Raw genomic sequence first — 16,111 nt, 5'->3', positions numbered from 1 at the left:
TCAAGTGGTTTGTCCCAGCATCGCACCGGCTTCGCGTGGCTGCGCCGGGAGGCGCTCGCCCGGTAGGCTTTCCGTGTGATCTTCAAGCGCATCGGAAACGGCCGGCCGTATCCCGACCACGGCCGGGAAAGCACCCGGCAGTGGGCGGACGTGGCACCGCGCCCGGTCCGCCTCGATCAGCTGGTGACGACCAAGGGCCAGCTGGACCTGGAGACGCTGCTCGCCGAGGACTCGACCTTCTACGGGGACCTCTTCGCGCACGTCGTGAAGTGGCGGGGCGACCTCTACCTGGAGGACGGACTGCACCGCGCGGTCCGCGCCGCACTCCAGCAGCGACAGGTGCTGCACGCCCGGGTGCTCGAGCTCGACTGACCCTTTCGGGGCGTGTTCGCCGACCCATTCGGGGCGTGTCCGCCGATCCGTTCGGGGGCGTGTCCGCTGATCCGTAGGGGGCGTGATCGCCGACCCACTCGGGGCGTGTCCGCTGATCCGTAGGGGGCGTGATCGCCGATCCGTAGGGGGCGTGCCCTATGGCCCTTTCGGGGTCCCTTCGCGGCCATCCGGACGCGATCACATGATCGTCCAGTATCCATCGCCCACCAGCGGCATTACGCTGCGTCCATGAGCATGCTCACTCCCCCCGGAATGGGCGGAAAGTACCGCATCACGGGCGATGTCTACCCGCGCATGCGCCGCCCCCACCGCCGGCGCAGGATCGTCCTCGGGGCCACGGCCGCCGTGCTCGTGCTCGGCGCGGCCGGCTGGGGAACGCTGCAGCTCGTCGACGTCTTCTCCGGCGGCGACGAGAAGACCACGACGGCCGCCGGGAAACAGGCCGACTGCAAACCGGCGCCCAAGGCGACCGCCCAGCCCGGCGCCGCCGCCCTCCCCAAGCCCGGCCAGATCACGGTCAACGTCTACAACGCGACCCCGCGCAGCGGTCTCGCCAAGACGACCGCGGACGAGCTGAAGAAGCGCGGCTTCACCATCGGCAAGGTGGGCAACGCCCCCACGGCGTACGACAAGAAGGTGCCCGGCAACGGGTTGCTGCTCGGCGCCCCGGCCGCCACCAAGGGGGCCTTCTCCGTGCTCGGCACCCAGCTGAAGGGCGCCACGACAAAGGTCGACGCCCGCACCACGGCGGACGTCGACCTGATCATCGGTACGGCCTTCAAGACCCTGGACCCGAAGGCGGCGGCGGACGCGGCCCTCACGGCCCTGAACAAGCCCAAGCCGGTCCCGGGTCGCTGCTGAGCCGGGCCGGCCGGCGTCGAACGGCCGGCCGGGACTCGGCGTCGAGCGCCCAGGTCCCGGGTCGTTTTCCTGGGGCCTGGTCCTGGTCCTGGCCCGCCCGGAGAGGTCCTACTCGGCCGACCCGTACATGCGGTCGCCCGCGTCGCCCAGGCCCGGGACGATGTAGCCGTGCTCGTTGAGCCGCTCGTCGACCGAGGCCGTCACGACCGTCACCGGCGTGCCCGCCAGCTCGCGCTCCATGACCTCGACGCCCTCCGGGGCGGCGAGCAGCACGACCGCGGTCACGTCGTCCGCACCGCGCTTGATCAGCTCCTGGATCGCCGCCACCAGCGTGCCGCCGGTCGCGAGCATCGGGTCGAGGACGTACACCTGGCGGCCCGACAGGTCCTCCGGCATCCGCGTGGCGTAGGTCGACGCCTCCAGCGTCTCCTCGTTGCGGATCATGCCCAGGAAGCCCACCTCGGCGGTCGGCAGCAGCCGCACCATGCCGTCGAGCATGCCGAGACCCGCCCGCAGGATCGGGACCACCAGCGGCCGCGGGTACGAGAGCTTCACACCGGTCGTCGGCGTGACGGGGGTCTCGATGTCGACCTGCTCGGTGCGCACGTCCCTGGTGGCCTCGTAGGCGAGCAGGGTGACCAGCTCGTCGGCCAGTCGGCGGAAGGTCGGGGAGTCCGTGCGCTTGTCGCGCAGCGTGGTGAGCTTGTGGGCGACCAGCGGGTGATCGACGACGTGGAGACGCATGCCCCAACAGTAGCCGGGACTGGCGTCAACCCATGCCAGCGAGGGAAGGTGGGAGGGCAGCACAGGGACCGGACCCAGCCATGGGGATGGGGTGGTGTGGCCTATGCCCGACCTGGAAGAGACGCCCGGCGAGACGGCCTCGCACGCCGAGGAGCCGCGCCACGAGACCGACGCGGAACGCCGCAGGCGCCGCGCCCAGTTCCTGCGCGAACTGAACGAGGCCAAGGCGCTGCGCGACCGCGTGCAGCCCCGGCGCGCCCGGGCGGCGCGGATGCGGCAGGCGATGCGCATGCGGACCTTCCGCTGGTGACCGGCCCGCGAGGCACCGCCGGGCCGGACGGGCGATGCGCCCCCTCTGTGCGCCGGGGTCGCACGCCCACCCGATCGCGGTGTCGTTCAGACTGATGCACGACGCAACAGCCGAAGACCTCTCCTGAGGCCCCGGTTTCTGCCACGATGCCGATTGGGCGGGGCATCAGGAGCGCCGCGCCGGATCGTCACACCTCTGATCAGTGGGAGAGTCAGGTGTACTTCGCCGCACTGCTCGCGCGCACCGAAGACGGGTGGGAAGCGAGCGATACAGAGCTCGACAACGTGGAAACGCTGGCGGACCTCGCCGATCTGGCCCGCCAGTCCGCAGCCGACGAGATGGAGACGGTGATCGTCTTCATCGAGCAGGAGGACGCGTGGTTCGCGCTCGTCCGCGTCGACGGTGAGGACGACCCCCGCGTCTTCGTCTCGAACGCGGCCGCCGCCGCCCGCTCCTCGTACGGGGAGATGCTCACCAGCGAACTCCTCGGCGACAACGAGCGCCCCGACGCGCTCGACGATCTGGTCGACCTGGACGGCACCGAGGACGGGGAGCCGGAGGCCGAGGCGCGCGACGAGGACACCGACGAGGACAGCGTCGTCCCGTCGGGTCCGCTCGGCGACGGGCAGATCCTCGCCGACCTCGGACTGACCGAGCGGCAGCTGCTCGCCCTGGAGGAGGACGCCCTGGGCGAGATCGCGGAGGTCCTCGGCGCCGGGGAGATCCTGGAGGCCGTGCGCTAGTGCCGCTCGCCGTACGTGGCCCGGGCGCGGGCGCAGAACCCGGCCCGGGCGCAGAACGTGGCCCGGACGCAGAACCCGGCCCAGGCGCAGAACCCGGCCCGGACGCAGAACCCGGCCCAGGCGCAGAACCCGGCCCGGGCGCGGGCGCCGATCCCGTACGGGACCCCTGGCGGGACCCGATGCGGCTGGCTCTCGCCGAGGCCGACAAGGCCGCGCTGGCCGGCGACGTGCCGGTCGGCGCCGTCGTACTCGCCGCGGACGGCACGGTCCTCGCCCTCGGCCACAACGAGCGCGAGGCCACCGGCGACCCGACCGCCCACGCCGAGGTCCTCGCCCTGCGCCGGGCGGCCGCGGAGACCGGCGAGTGGCGGCTGACCGGCTGCACGCTCGTCGTGACCCTGGAGCCCTGCGTGATGTGCGCGGGCGCGCTCGTGCAGGCGCGGGTCGAACGGGTGGTGTTCGGCGCGTTCGACGAGAAGGCGGGCGCGACCGGCTCGCTCTGGGACCTCGTACGCGACCGGCGGCTCAACCACCGGCCCGAGGTGATCCACGGGGTGCTCGAAGAACAGTGCTCGCTCCAGCTCACCCGCTTCTTCCGGGACCGCTGACCCCCGGCCGACCTGCGAGGACTTATGGATTTCAGTCCACGGGCACCTTTGGGCTAAGCTCTCTCTCGGTAGCGTGTCCGAGCGGCCGAAGGAGCTCGCCTCGAAAGCGAGTGTGGCGCAAGTCACCGAGGGTTCAAATCCCTCCGCTACCGCCAGAAAACCTCCCCGAACTGCGGAAACGCGGGTCGGGGAGGTTTTTTCATGCCCCCCTAGTTCTCGGCAGGGCACGGCGGGTCGTACGCCAACCCGGGGACGTACTGCGCCCATTGGGCCGGGGTGAGGGTGGCACCGGTGGCGGCGCAGATCCAACGGGCGGCGGCGTCGGGGGCGGTGGACCAGAGGCGGACGGGCTGGTCGACGCCGGCCCCGGCGAGGGTCCGCCCGTCGGGGCTGAAGGCGAGGGCTTCGACGCGCCCCGGGTGGCTGCTCAGGGCACGGCTCAGGCCCGTGGGACGGTCCGGGTCGGTGAACCTGATGGTGCCGTCGGCGTTTCCTTCGGCCAGCAGGTCGCCGCGCGGGGCGAAGGCCAGGGTCTCGACGGCGCTGCTTCCGGCCAGCGTGCCCAGCGCCGTGGGCCGGGCCGGGTCGTCGAGGTTCCACAGGGTCGTCGTGTCCCCGATGGCCCTCGCGAGGGTGCGCCCGTCCGGGGCGAAGGCCACGCTGTGGCGCTCCCACGTGGCATCCGGCGAACCGTCGAGCTCGGCGACCGGCCGCGGCTTCGTGACGTCCCACAGCGCGAACCTGCCATCGGCGTACCCGACGCCGACGGTGCGCCCGTCGGAGCTGACGGTCAGTGAGTCGACGCCCTTCTCATGCGTCAGGGACCCGTCCGCCTCGGCCAGCCGTGCGGGATCCGCGAGGCTCCGTACAGTGACCGCCGTCCTGCCGGCGGCGGCCAGGGTGCGGCCGTCCGGGCTCAGGGCCAGTGGCCGCCCCTCGTCGGCGAGCCGGGCGGGCCAGCCGAGCGGCCGGGGGCGGGACGGGTCGGCGACGTTCCACAGGCCGAGGTCGCCGTCGCTCCCGCCGACCGCGAGCGTGCGCCCGTCCGGGCCGAAGCCGAGGGCGGTCACCTCGTCCGTACCTGCGGCGACCTCGCCGAGGGCGCGGGGGCGGGCCGGGTCGGCGAGGCTCCACAGGCGGGCCCTGCCGTCCTTTCCGCCGGTGGCGAGCGTCCGGCCGTCCGGGGCGAAGGCCAGCGCCCTGCTGTCGTACGCGGCCGCGGGAAGGGTCCCGCCGGGGAGGCTCCACAGCTTGAGGGTGCCGTTGCCCGTGCCGCCGGCCAGGGTTCGCCCGTCCGGGCTGAAGGCGATCGCCCCGATCTCGTCCACGGCGTTGGGGACGGCGGGCCGTCCCTTGGGGGCGGCCGGGTCGGCGACGTTCCACCGGCCTACCGTCCGGGCGCGGTCGGAGACGGCGAGGGTCTGCCCGTCCGGACTGAACGCAAGGCCGTTCACGTCGGCCGTGGCCGGGAGGTACAGGGGAAGCCGGGTGGGCCGGGCCGGGTCCGTGAGGTTCCACAGCCAGACCCTTTTGTCGTTGCTCGTGGCGAGGGTCCGCCCGTCCGGGCTGTACGCCACCCGGTACGGCCTGATGGCCGGGTTCGGCGGCTTGAGCTGCGTGGGCGGGCGCGTCGGGTGGGCGAGGTCCCACACCAGTACGGCGCTCTCGTTGCCCCCGGCGGTGAGAGTACGGCCGTCGGGGCCGAAGGCCAGGCTCCGGAAACCGGTCGAGCCGGTGAGCGGCTGGCGCAGCAGGGCGGGGCGGGCCGGGTCGGTGAGGTCCCAGAAGAGGATCCGGCCCTTGGGTCCGTTGCCGGCGAGCAGACGCCCGTCCGGGCTGAACGCCACGAGCACCACCTTGCCGCCCTGGGCGTCGAGCGGCAGGTCGAGGCGGGCGGGACGGGCGGGGTCGGCGACGTTCCACATCCGGACCTTCTCACCGAAGCCGCCGCTGGCCAGGGTTCGCCCGTCGGGGCTGAAGGTGAGGAAGGTGGCGAGCGGATTGCTGTCGAGCGGCTCGCCGAGGGGCCGGGGGCGGGACCGGTCGGAGACGTCCCAGAGCCGGAGCGTGCCCCGCCCGTCCGCCGCGGCGAGGACCCGCCCGTCCGGGCGGTACGCCACGAGGTGCACGAGGATCCCCAGCCCGGTGAGCGTCCTCGGCAGGATCGCGTTGCCGTCGACGAGGAGGTTCATGGTGGTGTCGCGGCGCGGTGCGAGGCGGTGGGCGACCAGGTCCAGCTGGGCCGCGAGCGCCGGGTCCGCGCCGCGCAGTGTGTCCGCCTGCGTGACGATCCGCGAGACGAGGGCCGCCCGCTGCTCGGCCTGTGCCGCGTCCCGCTGCCGTACGGCGGCCACGGCGGCCGTACCGGCCACGAGCACCAGGGCGACCAGGACGGCGACGAGCCGCCGCCTGTTCCGTACCGTCCGCTTGCGGAGGCGTAACGACGCGTCGAGGAAGTCGCGCCTGAGGGGATCGTCCTCCTCCGGCCGCGCGGGCCGTGGCGCCACCGCGAGGGCGCGGTCGAGGGGCTTGCCCCGGTGGAGGGCGTCGGGTTCGCGGCCGGTGGCGTGCCAGGCGCGGGCGGCGGCGTCCAGTTCCTGGAGGGCGAGGTTGCGGGGCCGGTCGTCGTTGATCCAGCCGTGGAGGCTGTCCCAGGCGGTCAGGAGTGCCTCGTGGGTGATCGAGACCGTCTCCCGTTCCTGGACGAGCAGCCGCCGGCTGGTGAAGGCGGCCAGGACTGCCTCGGCGGCCTCCTGGTCGGGGACGGTGGCGAGGAGCTGGTCGCGGCGGACCCGGCGGCGGCTGTCGGCGGTGTCCTCGCCGATCGTGACCATGCCGAGGAAGAGCCGGCGGGCGGCGCTCCGGGCCGCCGGGTCGAGCCGGTCGTAGACGCGGTCGGCGCTGTTGCCCAGGGCGTGGGCGACGCCGCCGGTGCTGGTGTAGCCGTGGACGGTGAGGAGCCGGCCGCTGCGGTTCTGCCAGGTGGCGCGCAGGGCGTGGGCGAGGAGCGGGAGCCCGCCGGCCTCGCCGCCGGCCTCGCCGGCCGTCGCGCCGAAGTCGGTGAGGAGGATCTCGACCAGCCCCGGTTCGAGCCGCAATCCGGCCGCCCTGGCCGGGAGCCTGATCGCGTCGAGGAGTTCCTCGCGGGTCATCGGGGAGAGCAGGAGCTGGCCTTTCTGTACGGCGGTCCGCAGCCAGGGAAGCTCCGCGCAGCGGGCGTAGAAGTCGGCTCGGAGCGCGAGTACGACGAGGCCGAGGGGGGCGCGGGCGCCGGGGCCGGCGGCGGGGCGGCCGGCGGCGGCGGGGCCGGCGCCGGTGGGGCCGGCGCCGGTGCGATGGTCGCCGGGGGTGGCGACGGGGCGGCGGTCGCCAGGGCGAGCGGCGGTGCGGGTGTCGCCGGGGGCGGCGGGGTCGCCGTGGTCGGCGGGGTTCGCGAGCCAGGCGAGGAGGTCGACGAAGGCCTGCCGCTCGGTGGGGTCCGGGCAGAGGGTGAAGAGCTCCTCCGCCTGGTCGACGACCACGAGGATCCGCCCGCCCTCCGGCGTGGCCCGGCGCAGCCGGTCCGCGAACCGTGAGCGGTCGCCCGCCCACCAGGCCGCCAAGCGGTCCTGGTCGTCACCTGTGACACCCGCCAGGCGCCCGATGAGCTCCCGTACGGGCTGCGCCGTCGGCGTCAGCAACACCCTGGGCCAGTGCCGCGAGCCCGGCACCGGCACCCCGCCCCGGTCGAGGTCCTGCCACAGGCCGGCCTGGAGCAGGGAGGTCTTGCCCGCGCCAGACGGGGCGACGACGACGACCGGAGTGCGGGCGGCGTGGCACTCGGCGAGCCGCTCGCCGAGTTCGGTGAGGAGTCTGCGCCGGCCGAAGAAACGGTCCGCCTCGTCGGCGGTGAAGGCGGAGAGACCCGGGTAGGGGCAGCCGTCGACGATCGGGCCCACGGTGTGGTGCTCGCGGCCGTCGGGGTGCTCGACGTAGAGGTGGACGTCGCCCTGCTCGGCGATGTACATGTCGCGCGCGGAGGCGTAGGAGCGTGGGGGCTCGGCCTCCGAGCCGCTGCCGGCGTCGTAGCCGCCCTCACTGTCGCCGTCTCTGCGACCGTCGTAGCCGTGGTCGCTGCCGCCGTCGTCCACCGTGCTCACCGCTCGGCCCCCTCGGGAACGCCCGTCGCGTACGTGAAGCGTCGTCACACTAGCCGCAGCACCATGCACGCGGCCATGCGCATGACACCTACAGGCAGTCAGGAAAGTCGAGGACGGGGGGAGCGGCATCGGGGGGACAAGCCGCTCCCCCCGATGAGAGCCGGTCCTGTAAGTCCTGCGCCGCAGTCAGGGGGAAGCACGCGGCACGGACCCCGCAGTGAGGGCCGGCTCCTCAGCCCTGCGGATTCCTGCCAGATCCGCCGGGCTCGACATCCATACTGCGCGTCCGGCACCCTGCCGGACGTCGGCAAAAGGCCCCTGCCGCCGGGCCCTTGGTCCATAAAGGCCCCGTGAGGAGGGGCTGGGCTAGACTCGGCGACCGCGCAGCGGGCGGCAGGGGAGGGCAGGCGGATGGCGCAGGCGAAGAAGATCGCGCTCTATGCGGTCGTGGTCTTTGTGCTGTACACGATCATCACGTCCCCGGCCCGGGCGGCGGATCTCGTCCAGGTAGGGTTCGAGGGCATATCGAGCGCCGCTCAAGGCGTAGGCCAGTTCATGACCGAGCTCGTCAACTAGGACGACCTAGGACGACCCGCACCACCGGGAGTACCCGCCGTGATCCGCCATCTGGTCCTCTTCAAGCTCAACGACGGCGTGCAGCGCGACGAGCCGCGCGTGGCCGCCGGCGTCGAGGCCTTCCGCGCGCTGGGCTCCCAGATCCCCGAGCTGACGTTCTGGGAGTGCGCCTGGAACATCTCGGACCGGCCGATCGCCTACGACTTCGCCATCAACTCGGCCGTCGAGGACAAGGACGCGCTGCAGCGCTACCTGGAGCACCCGGCCCACCAGGCGGGTGTCGCCCAGTGGCGCGAGTTCGCGACGTGGGTCATCGCCGACTACGAGTTCTAGGACCCGCCAGGTCCTCCGGTCTCCCCCGGGCCCCTCGCCACCACGGCGAGGGGCCCGGGGTTTTTGCTGCCCAACGCACCCTCAACACGTGGTTATGCGGTGCTTGCACACAGTGGACATGTCTTGTGATGCTATGACCGCTTTTGACGGATGAGTTGACCGTAGTTGACCTACTTAAGCCAGTCCACCAGCAAGACCAGCCAAAGGGGTGGCGTGAACGTGCCGGCCAGTACAGCGCCTCAGGTCCCGCCCCAGAACGAGACCCCGAAAGAAACCCCGCACGCGACCCCGTACGAGACCCCGACCGCGACCGCGAACACGACGCCGACGGCGCCCCCGAACGGGACCGCGAGCCCTAACGGGACGACGAACCCGACCCTGGACGCGAGCCCGAACGGGACCACGAACCCGACCCCGAACGCGAGCCCGAACGGGACCACGAACCCGACCCCGAACGCGAGCCCGAACGGGGCCACGGCCCCGCACGGGACCCCGACCCCGCACGCGACCACGACCGGGACCGGTACCGGGACCGCAAACGGGTCCGCGGCCCCCGCCGCCCCCCAGACCGAGCCCGGCGGCCCCGAGACCCCGCGCCCCCGGCCCCAGAGCACCCGCGGCGCCGACACCCGCGCCCTGACGCAGGTGCTCTTCGGGCAGCTCAAGAACCTCGAGCCGGGCAGCCCCGAGCACCACCGGGTGCGCGGGGCCCTGATCGAGGCCAACCTGCCGCTCGTGCGGTACGCCGCCGCCCGCTTCCGCAGCCGCAACGAGCCGATGGAGGACGTCGTCCAGGTCGGCACCATCGGCCTGATCAACGCCATCGACCGCTTCGACCCCGACCGGGGCGTCCAGTTCCCGACCTTCGCCATGCCCACCGTCGTCGGCGAGATCAAGCGGTACTTCCGCGACAACGTCCGCACCGTCCACGTCCCCCGCCGCCTCCACGAGCTGTGGGTGCAGGTCAACGGCGCCACCGAGGACCTCACCACCGCCCACGGCCGCTCCCCCACCACCGCCGAGATCGCCGAACGGCTGAAGATCGGCGAGGACGAGGTGCTGGCCTGCATCGAGGCCGGCCGCTCCTACCACGCCACCTCCCTTGAGGCGGCCCAGGAGGGCGACGGACTGCCCGGACTGCTCGACCGGCTCGGTTACGAGGACCCCGCGCTCGCCGGTGTCGAACACCGCGATCTCGTACGGCATCTGCTCGTCCAGCTCCCCGAGCGCGAGCAGCGGATCCTGATGCTGCGCTACTACAGCAATCTGACCCAGTCTCAGATCAGCCAGGAGCTCGGGGTCTCCCAGATGCATGTGTCAAGGCTCCTCGCCCGGAGCTTCGCCCGGTTGAGATCCGCAAATCGGATCGAGGTGTAACCGGAACGGGTAGACCGTTTCGGAGCAGTTTTCCGGCACCCCAAATGCCGCACACCCCTTGTTTCCTGCGGATATTCACCCTCGCTGTGTCGACAAGTCACTACAGCGTGTTGCCGACATGTGACATTCTGCTGGAACCGCGTTTGCCGCAGCCCCGCCTCCGGTATTCAGGTGGAGGCTGCGTTCCTCCGATGGTCGTGGCCGACACGACCGTCCGCGACCTCAAGGGGGTGGCATGTCCGCAGAACAGGGCAGCTCGAAGGTGCTCACGCTCACGCCCATGCCCGAGTCCGTGCAGACGCCCGTGCCGACGCCCGCGCCGCTCCCCGCGTCGCCGTCCGCGCCGCTGCCCGTGCCCGCGCAGACGACGGCTCCGACCGCCGTGGAGAGCGAGGAACCCCTCGCCGCCCCGCCGGTCGTCACACCCGAGGCCATCGACACCCGCACCCTCTCCCGCTCCCTGTTCCTCCGGCTGCGCGCCCTGGACGACGAGGGCGTGGCCGCGGACAGCCCGGAGCGGACCTACGTCCGCGACACCCTCATCGAGCTCAACCTCCCCCTCGTCCGGTACGCGGCGGCCCGTTTCCGCTCGCGCAACGAGCCGATGGAGGACATCGTCCAGGTCGGCACGATCGGACTGATCAAGGCGATCGACCGCTTCGACTGCGAACGCGGCGTGGAGTTCCCGACGTTCGCGATGCCGACCGTGGTCGGCGAGATCAAGCGCTTCTTCCGCGACACCTCGTGGTCGGTGCGCGTCCCGCGCCGCCTCCAGGAGCTGCGCCTCGCGCTGACCAAGGCCAGCGACGAGCTCGCGCAGAAGCTCGACCGCTCCCCGACCGTGCCCGAACTCGCCGCGGTGCTCGGGGTGTCGGAGGAGGACGTGGTCGACGGCCTCGCCGTCGGAAACGCGTACACCGCCTCCTCGCTCGACTCCCCGTCCCCCGAGGACGACGGTGGCGAGGGCTCCCTCGCCGACCGCCTCGGCTACGAGGACGCGGCCCTCGAGGGCGTCGAGTACCGCGAGTCGCTCAAGCCGCTGCTCGCCAAACTCCCGCCCCGCGAGCGGCAGATCATCATGCTGCGCTTCTTCGCGAACATGACCCAGTCGCAGATCGGCGAGGAGGTCGGCATCTCCCAGATGCACGTCTCCCGGCTGCTCACGCGGACGCTGGCGCAGCTGCGCGAGGGCCTGATCGCGGACTGACCCTTCCTTGCTGACGCATCGTCAGCCACACTGCGCCCATGTCCATGTCCAAGTCCAAGTCCATGCCCGTGTGGCGAAGGAAGCGACCGGGACTCGTGGTGGTCGCGCTCTGCCTCGGCGGAGCGCTGACCGCCTGCGGCTCGGGCGACGACGGCGAGGGGTACGCGGCGGTCGGCGCGGGCTCGTCACCGAAGGAAGCGGCACCGCCATCGGGATCGGTGACACTGGTCCCACTGGACCCGTCGGCATCCGGGGGCCCTCAGGACTCCCAGGACCCCGGAGACACGTCGAGCACGTCACGCCCGCCGGAGAGCGGTGGTGGTACGACTCCGAGCGGTACGACACCTGGCGGTACGACACCCGGCGGTACGGCTCCGAGGTCACCGGACACCCCTCGTACGGGCACGGGCGCCACGCCCCCGCCCCGTACCGCGGGGACACCGGGCAACCGACCACCGGGGACCACGGCACCGCCCGCCCCCACCCCCGCCCCGGCCCCGGCCCCCTCGACGACGGCGCCCACCGGCCCCCCGCCGGCGCCCGCCGCACTCACCGTGTCCGCCCCCACCCTCACGGACGCGGACGCCCGCTGGTGCGAGAACGTGACCGTCACCTTCCGCAACACCGGTGGCACCGCGATCCGTTCGGGAACCGTCGACTTCGGCACGCACATCATCGGCGCCCTCGGCATCGACTGGGGGACCATCCGGTCGAGCCGGCCGCTGCCCGCGCCCCTGGCCGCCGGGGCGGTGCGGACGGAGACGTACACGGTCTGCGTGGACTCCTGGCGGGTGCCGCTCGGCATGCACGTGGACACCCGCGAGGTCACCGCCGCATGGCAGTGAGCAGCAGGGCCGCGAACTCCCCCGGATACTCGGTGCAGCCCACGTGCCCGCCGGGGAACTCGGCGGTCGGTGCGCCGGTCAGCTCCGCGAGCCGCCGGGCCGGCCCGACCAGCGCCTCCTGACCGGCCGACTCCCGGCCGACGCCCAGGATCAGCTTCGCGGCGGCCGCGTGCAGCCGGCCGACATCGGGCCGCGAGGAGGAGAAGGGGCACAGGACGTGCTCCAGGAAGACCGGCAGGTTGGCCGTCATGCGGGCGGCCATCGGCCGGATGCTGGGCGGGAGTTCGGCGTGCGGCCGCTGCTGCCCGCGCTCACCGGCCGCCACCGTGCCGGTCGCCACCGCGCCGGTCGCCACCGCGCCGGTCGCCAGCTCATCGGTCGCCACCGCATCGGTCGCAGCCGCATCGGTCGCAGCGGTTCCGGCCGCCGGCGCACTGGTCGCCTCCCCAGGGGTCTCCCCCGGCCCCTCCCCCGGCTGCTCGGCGAACCGCGCCATCGCGGGCCCGAGCCCCTGCGTGCGGTTCAGCTCGCGCACCTCGGCGAAGTGGGCACGGTACGGATCCGGGTCGGCGAGCAGCTCGACCAGCGGCGGCTCGTGGGCGACCAGCCGTCGTACCCGCTCGGGGTGGGCGGCGAGCAGGTCCAGCGCGACGATGGCGCCGGAGCTGCTGCCGAAGACGTACGCCTGCTCGCCGGCCGGGACGACCGCGTCCAGGACGCTCAGGGCGTCCTCACGCCACTCGGCGACGAGCTGGTCGGCGAGCGGCCCGTCGAGCGGTCTGCGCGAGAGGCCGCGCTGGTCGTACGAGACCACGGTGTGCCCGGCGGCCGCGAGCAGGTCCGCCATCCCCTCGTACAGGCCGGCATCGCCGGCGCCGCCGGGTATGAGCAGCAGGACGGGACCGCTGCCGCGGACCTCGTAGCGCAGGGTGGCACCGGGGACCTTCAGCGTGCCGACGTTCATGCCCAGTTCTCCAGGAGGTCGTGGAGGGCGTCGAGCGAGCGCGCCCAGGACGCGGCGACGGGCCGGGAGTGGGCGAATCCGCCGCTCAGTTCGATGTGGATGTAGCCGTGGAAGGTGCTGCGGAGCAGGCGTCCGGCGTCGGTGATGTCGGGCTCGGCGAGGCCGTAGCCGCGGAGCATGCCGTAGGTGAGCTCGACGCTGCGCCGGAAGGCGGCGGTGTCGGCCACCTCGGCCGGCTCGATCCGCTGCTGCGTGGCCGTATAGCGGCCGGGGTGGGCGAGCGCGTAGTCGCGGTAGGCGTCGGCGAAGGCGACGAGCGCGTCCTTGCCGGAGCGGCCGGCGACGGCGGCGCCGATGGCCTCGTTCATCTCGGCGGTGGCGAGCAGGGCGAGCCGGACGCGCAGGTCGCGGAGGTTGCGGATGTGCGAGTAGAGACTCGCGTCCTTCACGCCGAAGCGGCGGGCGAGGGCGGAGACGGTGACCTTGTCGAACCCGTTCTCGTCGGCCATCTCGGCGGCGGCCTGGACGAGGAGGTCGGGGGTGATACCGGCGCGCACCATGCGCGAGCTCCTTCCTAGAGGCTCTAGGAGTCAACCTAGCACCTCTAGGAAGGTGGGGCGAGGTGGGGCGGGGCGGGGCTAACTACGTCCGGAGGGGTCGACGACGTTGCCGTCGGAGCAGTTGTCGGCGTGATCCCCGACCCAGTCACCCATGACGGGCACGACGGCGACTTCCTGACGGCAGACGGCGGCCGCGGCGGAGTTCCAGCCGTCGGCGGCGTTGCCGCCGCCGCCGAAGTCGCCGTCGTCGTCGGCGGCGTGGGCGGCGTGGGCGGGCGCGGCGAGGGCGAGGGCAGCGAGGGCCAGGGTGGCCGTGGCGGCCAGCTTCTTCATGTTCACGGCGAGGCCAACGATCAAGGGACCCGCACGTCACTCGGGGTGACCCGACTGGAGGTGCCGCCGCAGCAGGACGTTCACGTCGGTCTCGGCGCTCCAGTCGAACCGGGCGCGGGCGGCGGCGCGGGAGCCGGCGAGTTCGCCGCACTCGACGCAGTGCGGGACGGGGGCGGGCGGGCGGCTCACGTCGTACGTCGCACTCGCCCGCTCGTTGGCGGCGCGTACGCCGGCGCTGAGCCGCTCGTCCTGGGTGGCCGGCCGCACCCCGTCCGGGTCCGCCTGCCACTCGCGCCCTCCGCCGATCGGCCGCAGCATCGCGTACGGCCCGGCCTGCCCCCGGTACTCGCCGACCTTCCGCGCGACCGGGTCGTACAGGTACGCCCCGCACTCCGTGTGCCCTGCCATTCCTCGGTTCCTTCCTCGGCTCACCCGATCGGGCGACTACTCTCTGTGTCTTCAGCGTTGCTCAATGGGAGGGGCGGCCACAACGCTCGCCGCGTGCCAAGGGCCACTGTCACGAGGGGGTTTGGGATGACCCAGAGAAACGCGAGGGTGAGCATGGAGGCAGCCGCCACGACGGCGGACGTCTTCGGCGAACTCCTCCGGCATTACCGGGAGTCGGCGGGCCTCACCCAGGAGGCCCTGGCCCACCTCGTCCACTGCGACCGCTCACAGGTGGCGCGCGTGGAGGCGGCCAAGCGAGTCCCGACGGAGACGTTCGCGAAGGCGTGCGATGAGGTGCTGGGGACGGGCGGGGTGTTGCTGCGGTTGTGGGGGCGGATCGACTGGTACCCGCAGGTGGAGCACCCGGACTGGTTCGAGCGGCGCGCGGCGATGGACGGCGAGGCGGTGGCGTTACGGGAGTACCAGGTGCAGGTGGTGCCGGGGTTGTTGCAGACGCCGGAGTACGCGCACGCTCTGCTCTCGCAGATCGCCACAGCGGACGCAGCCGAAAAGAGGGTCAAAGCCCGACTGAGCCGCCAGCAGCGATTCCTGGCAGAAGGTGGCCCTCTGTACATGGCCGTTGTCGACGAGAGCTGTCTGCGGAACGTAGTGGGCGACGCCGCCGTTATGCGCGACCAGTGCGCGCACCTGTTGGAGTTGGGCCGTCGGCCCAACTTCGTGATCCAGGTCGCCCCTGCCGACCGCGCCGAACTGGTCCGCCCCAACACCTCGATGTCGCTGATCCGTCTCCCGGAGGGGGACGAGTGGGTCTACTCGGAATCCCTGGGGCAAGGCCATTTCATCGATGATCCGGCCCTCTTCGCCCGGCATAGCCAGACCTATGATGTGCTCCGGGCAGACAGTCTGTCAGCGGACGAGTCCGCCGCTTTGATCAGCGAGGCGATGAAGGGGTACGAGCACCATGCAGAAGCACGAACTCGACGCGTCGGCTTGGATCAAGAGCAGCTACAGCGGCAACGACGGCGGCAACTGCCTCGAAGTCGCCCCCGGATTCCCCGACCTCGTCCCCGTACGTGACAGCAAGGCCCCGGAGGGCCCTGCTGTCGTCTTCGGTCGTTCGGCGTGGGACGTCTTCGTCCACAGCCTGTGAACCGTCACACCAGGGCCAGGACGGCGACCGCCGGAGCCATGTAGAGCAGCGGGAACGGCACGTGCCCGTACGCGCGGGCGCGGATCACGGTGATGGCGGCACCGGCGAAGTAGAGGACGAGGCCGATCGCGGCGGCGATACCGATCGCCGGGACGGCGTAGCCGACGAGGAGTCCGACCGCGCCGGCCAGCTTGGCCGCGCCCAGCAGGTTCCACCACGAGCGCGGAACGCCGTACTCGGCGAGCGGCTCGACGACGAACTTGGCGCGGAAGAAGATCGAGGCACCGGAGAAACCGGCCATGAAGGCGGCGACGGCGGTGACGACGATGGCGGTGGTGGACATGAGGGGCTCCTCTGCCGGACTGCGGCGAACGCTTCTCGCTCGCTCACCCCTCTGACCCCGCGCAGGCGGTACGTGTGACCGCGCGGGCGACTTTTTCTTCGGCCGACGTGAACTGCGGGTCCGGGCCCTTGTGGTGGGCGTTCCTGGTGGGCTTCTGGTGCGGCCGCCCTCTTTCCGAGAGTCGCGCCTTCCGCCACCGCGTCAAGGGCGCTCCCTG

18 protein-coding genes, 1 tRNA gene and 1 pseudogene are annotated in these 16,111 nt (G+C 72.5%); 13 read left to right on the top strand and 7 right to left on the bottom strand.

The window, feature by feature from the left end:
* The first annotated feature begins 75 nt into the window (after positions 1-75).
* Together ACIGEZ_RS31415 and ACIGEZ_RS31410 are read left to right on the top strand one after the other, a co-directional pair.
* Complete coding sequence (locus ACIGEZ_RS31415; RefSeq protein WP_003949502.1) at positions 76-372, top strand: type II toxin-antitoxin system VapB family antitoxin; 297 nt, start codon at positions 76-78, stop codon at positions 370-372.
* Between the two features lie 249 nt (positions 373-621).
* A complete protein-coding gene (locus ACIGEZ_RS31410; protein ID WP_399837931.1) occupies positions 622-1,254 on the top strand; it encodes a LytR C-terminal domain-containing protein in 633 nt (210 codons plus the stop codon).
* A gap of 108 nt (positions 1,255-1,362) precedes the next feature.
* Here the strand turns inward: ACIGEZ_RS31410 and upp are convergent, their stop codons facing one another.
* The gene (gene upp, locus ACIGEZ_RS31405; RefSeq protein ID WP_399837929.1) at positions 1,363-1,998 is read right to left on the bottom strand and encodes a uracil phosphoribosyltransferase; all 636 of its coding nucleotides are present in this window, start codon (positions 1,996-1,998) and stop codon (positions 1,363-1,365) included.
* A 103-nt stretch (positions 1,999-2,101) separates the two neighbouring features.
* On the opposite strand from upp, the gene ACIGEZ_RS31400 reads away from it, so the two are divergent.
* The 4 genes from ACIGEZ_RS31400 (at position 2,102) to ACIGEZ_RS31385 (ending at position 3,814) form a co-directional block, all read left to right on the top strand.
* Positions 2,102-2,308: a hypothetical protein gene (locus ACIGEZ_RS31400; protein ID WP_399837926.1), complete on the top strand. Its 207-nt coding sequence runs from the start codon at positions 2,102-2,104 to the stop codon at positions 2,306-2,308.
* A gap of 215 nt (positions 2,309-2,523) precedes the next feature.
* Positions 2,524-3,051 carry a hypothetical protein gene (locus tag ACIGEZ_RS31395; RefSeq protein ID WP_399837923.1) on the top strand — a complete coding sequence of 176 codons (528 nt, stop codon included), beginning with the start codon at positions 2,524-2,526 and terminating at the stop codon, positions 3,049-3,051.
* Between the two features lie 179 nt (positions 3,052-3,230).
* Positions 3,231-3,659: a tRNA adenosine(34) deaminase TadA gene (gene tadA, locus ACIGEZ_RS31390; protein WP_399837921.1), complete on the top strand. Its 429-nt coding sequence runs from the start codon at positions 3,231-3,233 to the stop codon at positions 3,657-3,659.
* 67 nt (positions 3,660-3,726) lie between these two features.
* Positions 3,727-3,814 (top strand) — tRNA-Ser (locus tag ACIGEZ_RS31385).
* A gap of 54 nt (positions 3,815-3,868) precedes the next feature.
* On the opposite strand, the gene ACIGEZ_RS31380 is transcribed toward ACIGEZ_RS31385, so the two are convergent.
* Positions 3,869-7,798 carry a hypothetical protein gene (locus tag ACIGEZ_RS31380; protein WP_399837919.1) on the bottom strand — a complete coding sequence of 1,310 codons (3,930 nt, stop codon included), beginning with the start codon at positions 7,796-7,798 and terminating at the stop codon, positions 3,869-3,871.
* A 411-nt stretch (positions 7,799-8,209) separates the two neighbouring features.
* On the opposite strand from ACIGEZ_RS31380, the gene ACIGEZ_RS31375 reads away from it, so the two are divergent.
* From ACIGEZ_RS31375 to ACIGEZ_RS31355, 5 genes are all read left to right on the top strand, one after another.
* Positions 8,210-8,374 (top strand): hypothetical protein, encoded by a 165-nt coding sequence (locus tag ACIGEZ_RS31375; protein ID WP_164986384.1) that lies wholly within the window; start codon positions 8,210-8,212, stop codon positions 8,372-8,374.
* Positions 8,375-8,413: 39 nt separating this feature from the next.
* Entirely contained in the window at positions 8,414-8,707 is a 294-nt protein-coding gene (locus ACIGEZ_RS31370) for a Dabb family protein (protein WP_399837917.1), read from the top strand.
* A 219-nt stretch (positions 8,708-8,926) separates the two neighbouring features.
* Positions 8,927-10,084, top strand: a complete 1,158-nt coding sequence (locus ACIGEZ_RS31365; RefSeq protein WP_399837914.1) for a SigB/SigF/SigG family RNA polymerase sigma factor — start codon at positions 8,927-8,929, stop codon at positions 10,082-10,084.
* Between the two features lie 235 nt (positions 10,085-10,319).
* Entirely contained in the window at positions 10,320-11,291 is a 972-nt protein-coding gene (locus ACIGEZ_RS31360) for a SigB/SigF/SigG family RNA polymerase sigma factor (protein ID WP_399837912.1), read from the top strand.
* A 554-nt stretch (positions 11,292-11,845) separates the two neighbouring features.
* Entirely contained in the window at positions 11,846-12,136 is a 291-nt protein-coding gene (locus tag ACIGEZ_RS31355; RefSeq protein WP_399837909.1) for a hypothetical protein, read from the top strand.
* On the opposite strand, the gene ACIGEZ_RS31350 is transcribed toward ACIGEZ_RS31355, so the two are convergent.
* The 4 genes from ACIGEZ_RS31350 to ACIGEZ_RS31335 all read right to left on the bottom strand — a co-directional run bounded on the left by ACIGEZ_RS31350 (position 12,117) and on the right by ACIGEZ_RS31335 (position 14,401).
* Positions 12,117-13,100, bottom strand: a complete 984-nt coding sequence (locus tag ACIGEZ_RS31350) for an alpha/beta fold hydrolase (protein ID WP_399837907.1) — start codon at positions 13,098-13,100, stop codon at positions 12,117-12,119. The two genes, ACIGEZ_RS31355 and ACIGEZ_RS31350, sit on opposite strands and share 20 nt — an antisense overlap.
* Positions 13,097-13,660, bottom strand: a complete 564-nt coding sequence (locus tag ACIGEZ_RS31345; protein ID WP_399837905.1) for a TetR/AcrR family transcriptional regulator — start codon at positions 13,658-13,660, stop codon at positions 13,097-13,099. The genes ACIGEZ_RS31350 and ACIGEZ_RS31345 overlap by 4 nt, the downstream gene beginning before the upstream one ends.
* A 78-nt stretch (positions 13,661-13,738) precedes the next feature.
* Complete coding sequence (locus tag ACIGEZ_RS31340) at positions 13,739-14,017, bottom strand: hypothetical protein (protein ID WP_399837903.1); 279 nt, start codon at positions 14,015-14,017, stop codon at positions 13,739-13,741.
* A 12-nt stretch (positions 14,018-14,029) separates the two neighbouring features.
* Positions 14,030-14,401 (bottom strand): hypothetical protein, encoded by a 372-nt coding sequence (locus tag ACIGEZ_RS31335; RefSeq protein ID WP_399837900.1) that lies wholly within the window; start codon positions 14,399-14,401, stop codon positions 14,030-14,032.
* Between the two features lie 126 nt (positions 14,402-14,527).
* Between ACIGEZ_RS31335 and ACIGEZ_RS31330 the strand changes: the two genes are divergently transcribed.
* On the top strand, positions 14,528-15,478 hold the full coding sequence (locus ACIGEZ_RS31330; RefSeq protein ID WP_399837898.1) for a Scr1 family TA system antitoxin-like transcriptional regulator: 951 nt from the start codon (positions 14,528-14,530) through the stop codon (positions 15,476-15,478).
* Positions 15,450-15,551: pseudogene (locus ACIGEZ_RS31325) on the top strand (DUF397 domain-containing protein); the annotation flags it as partial. The gene ACIGEZ_RS31330 and the pseudogene ACIGEZ_RS31325, both read left to right, overlap by 29 nt.
* A gap of 4 nt (positions 15,552-15,555) precedes the next feature.
* Here the strand turns inward: ACIGEZ_RS31325 and ACIGEZ_RS31320 are convergent.
* The gene (locus ACIGEZ_RS31320; RefSeq protein WP_399837895.1) at positions 15,556-15,894 is read right to left on the bottom strand and encodes a DoxX family protein; all 339 of its coding nucleotides are present in this window, start codon (positions 15,892-15,894) and stop codon (positions 15,556-15,558) included.
* Positions 15,895-16,111 lie beyond the last annotated feature (217 nt).

Source organism: Streptomyces sp. NPDC085481 (assembly GCF_044541845.1).
Taxonomy (GTDB): Bacteria; Actinomycetota; Actinomycetes; order Streptomycetales; family Streptomycetaceae; genus Streptomyces.
Note: the sequence above shows the minus strand (reverse complement) of the source record. Positions and strands in the feature narration are given on the sequence as shown.

Coding starts and splice junctions, on each gene's coding strand:
- ACIGEZ_RS31330 (WP_399837898.1), top strand. CDS start 14,528: ATGACCCAGAGAAACGCGAGGGTGAGCATGGAGGCAGCCGCCACGACG.
- ACIGEZ_RS31410 (WP_399837931.1), top strand. CDS start 622: ATGAGCATGCTCACTCCCCCCGGAATGGGCGGAAAGTACCGCATCACG.
- tadA (WP_399837921.1), top strand. CDS start 3,231: ATGCGGCTGGCTCTCGCCGAGGCCGACAAGGCCGCGCTGGCCGGCGAC.
- ACIGEZ_RS31320 (WP_399837895.1), bottom strand. CDS start 15,894: ATGTCCACCACCGCCATCGTCGTCACCGCCGTCGCCGCCTTCATGGCC.
- ACIGEZ_RS31360 (WP_399837912.1), top strand. CDS start 10,320: ATGTCCGCAGAACAGGGCAGCTCGAAGGTGCTCACGCTCACGCCCATG.
- ACIGEZ_RS31335 (WP_399837900.1), bottom strand. CDS start 14,401: ATGGCAGGGCACACGGAGTGCGGGGCGTACCTGTACGACCCGGTCGCG.
- upp (WP_399837929.1), bottom strand. CDS start 1,998: ATGCGTCTCCACGTCGTCGATCACCCGCTGGTCGCCCACAAGCTCACC.
- ACIGEZ_RS31345 (WP_399837905.1), bottom strand. CDS start 13,660: ATGGTGCGCGCCGGTATCACCCCCGACCTCCTCGTCCAGGCCGCCGCC.
- ACIGEZ_RS31375 (WP_164986384.1), top strand. CDS start 8,210: ATGGCGCAGGCGAAGAAGATCGCGCTCTATGCGGTCGTGGTCTTTGTG.
- ACIGEZ_RS31350 (WP_399837907.1), bottom strand. CDS start 13,100: ATGAACGTCGGCACGCTGAAGGTCCCCGGTGCCACCCTGCGCTACGAG.
- ACIGEZ_RS31400 (WP_399837926.1), top strand. CDS start 2,102: ATGCCCGACCTGGAAGAGACGCCCGGCGAGACGGCCTCGCACGCCGAG.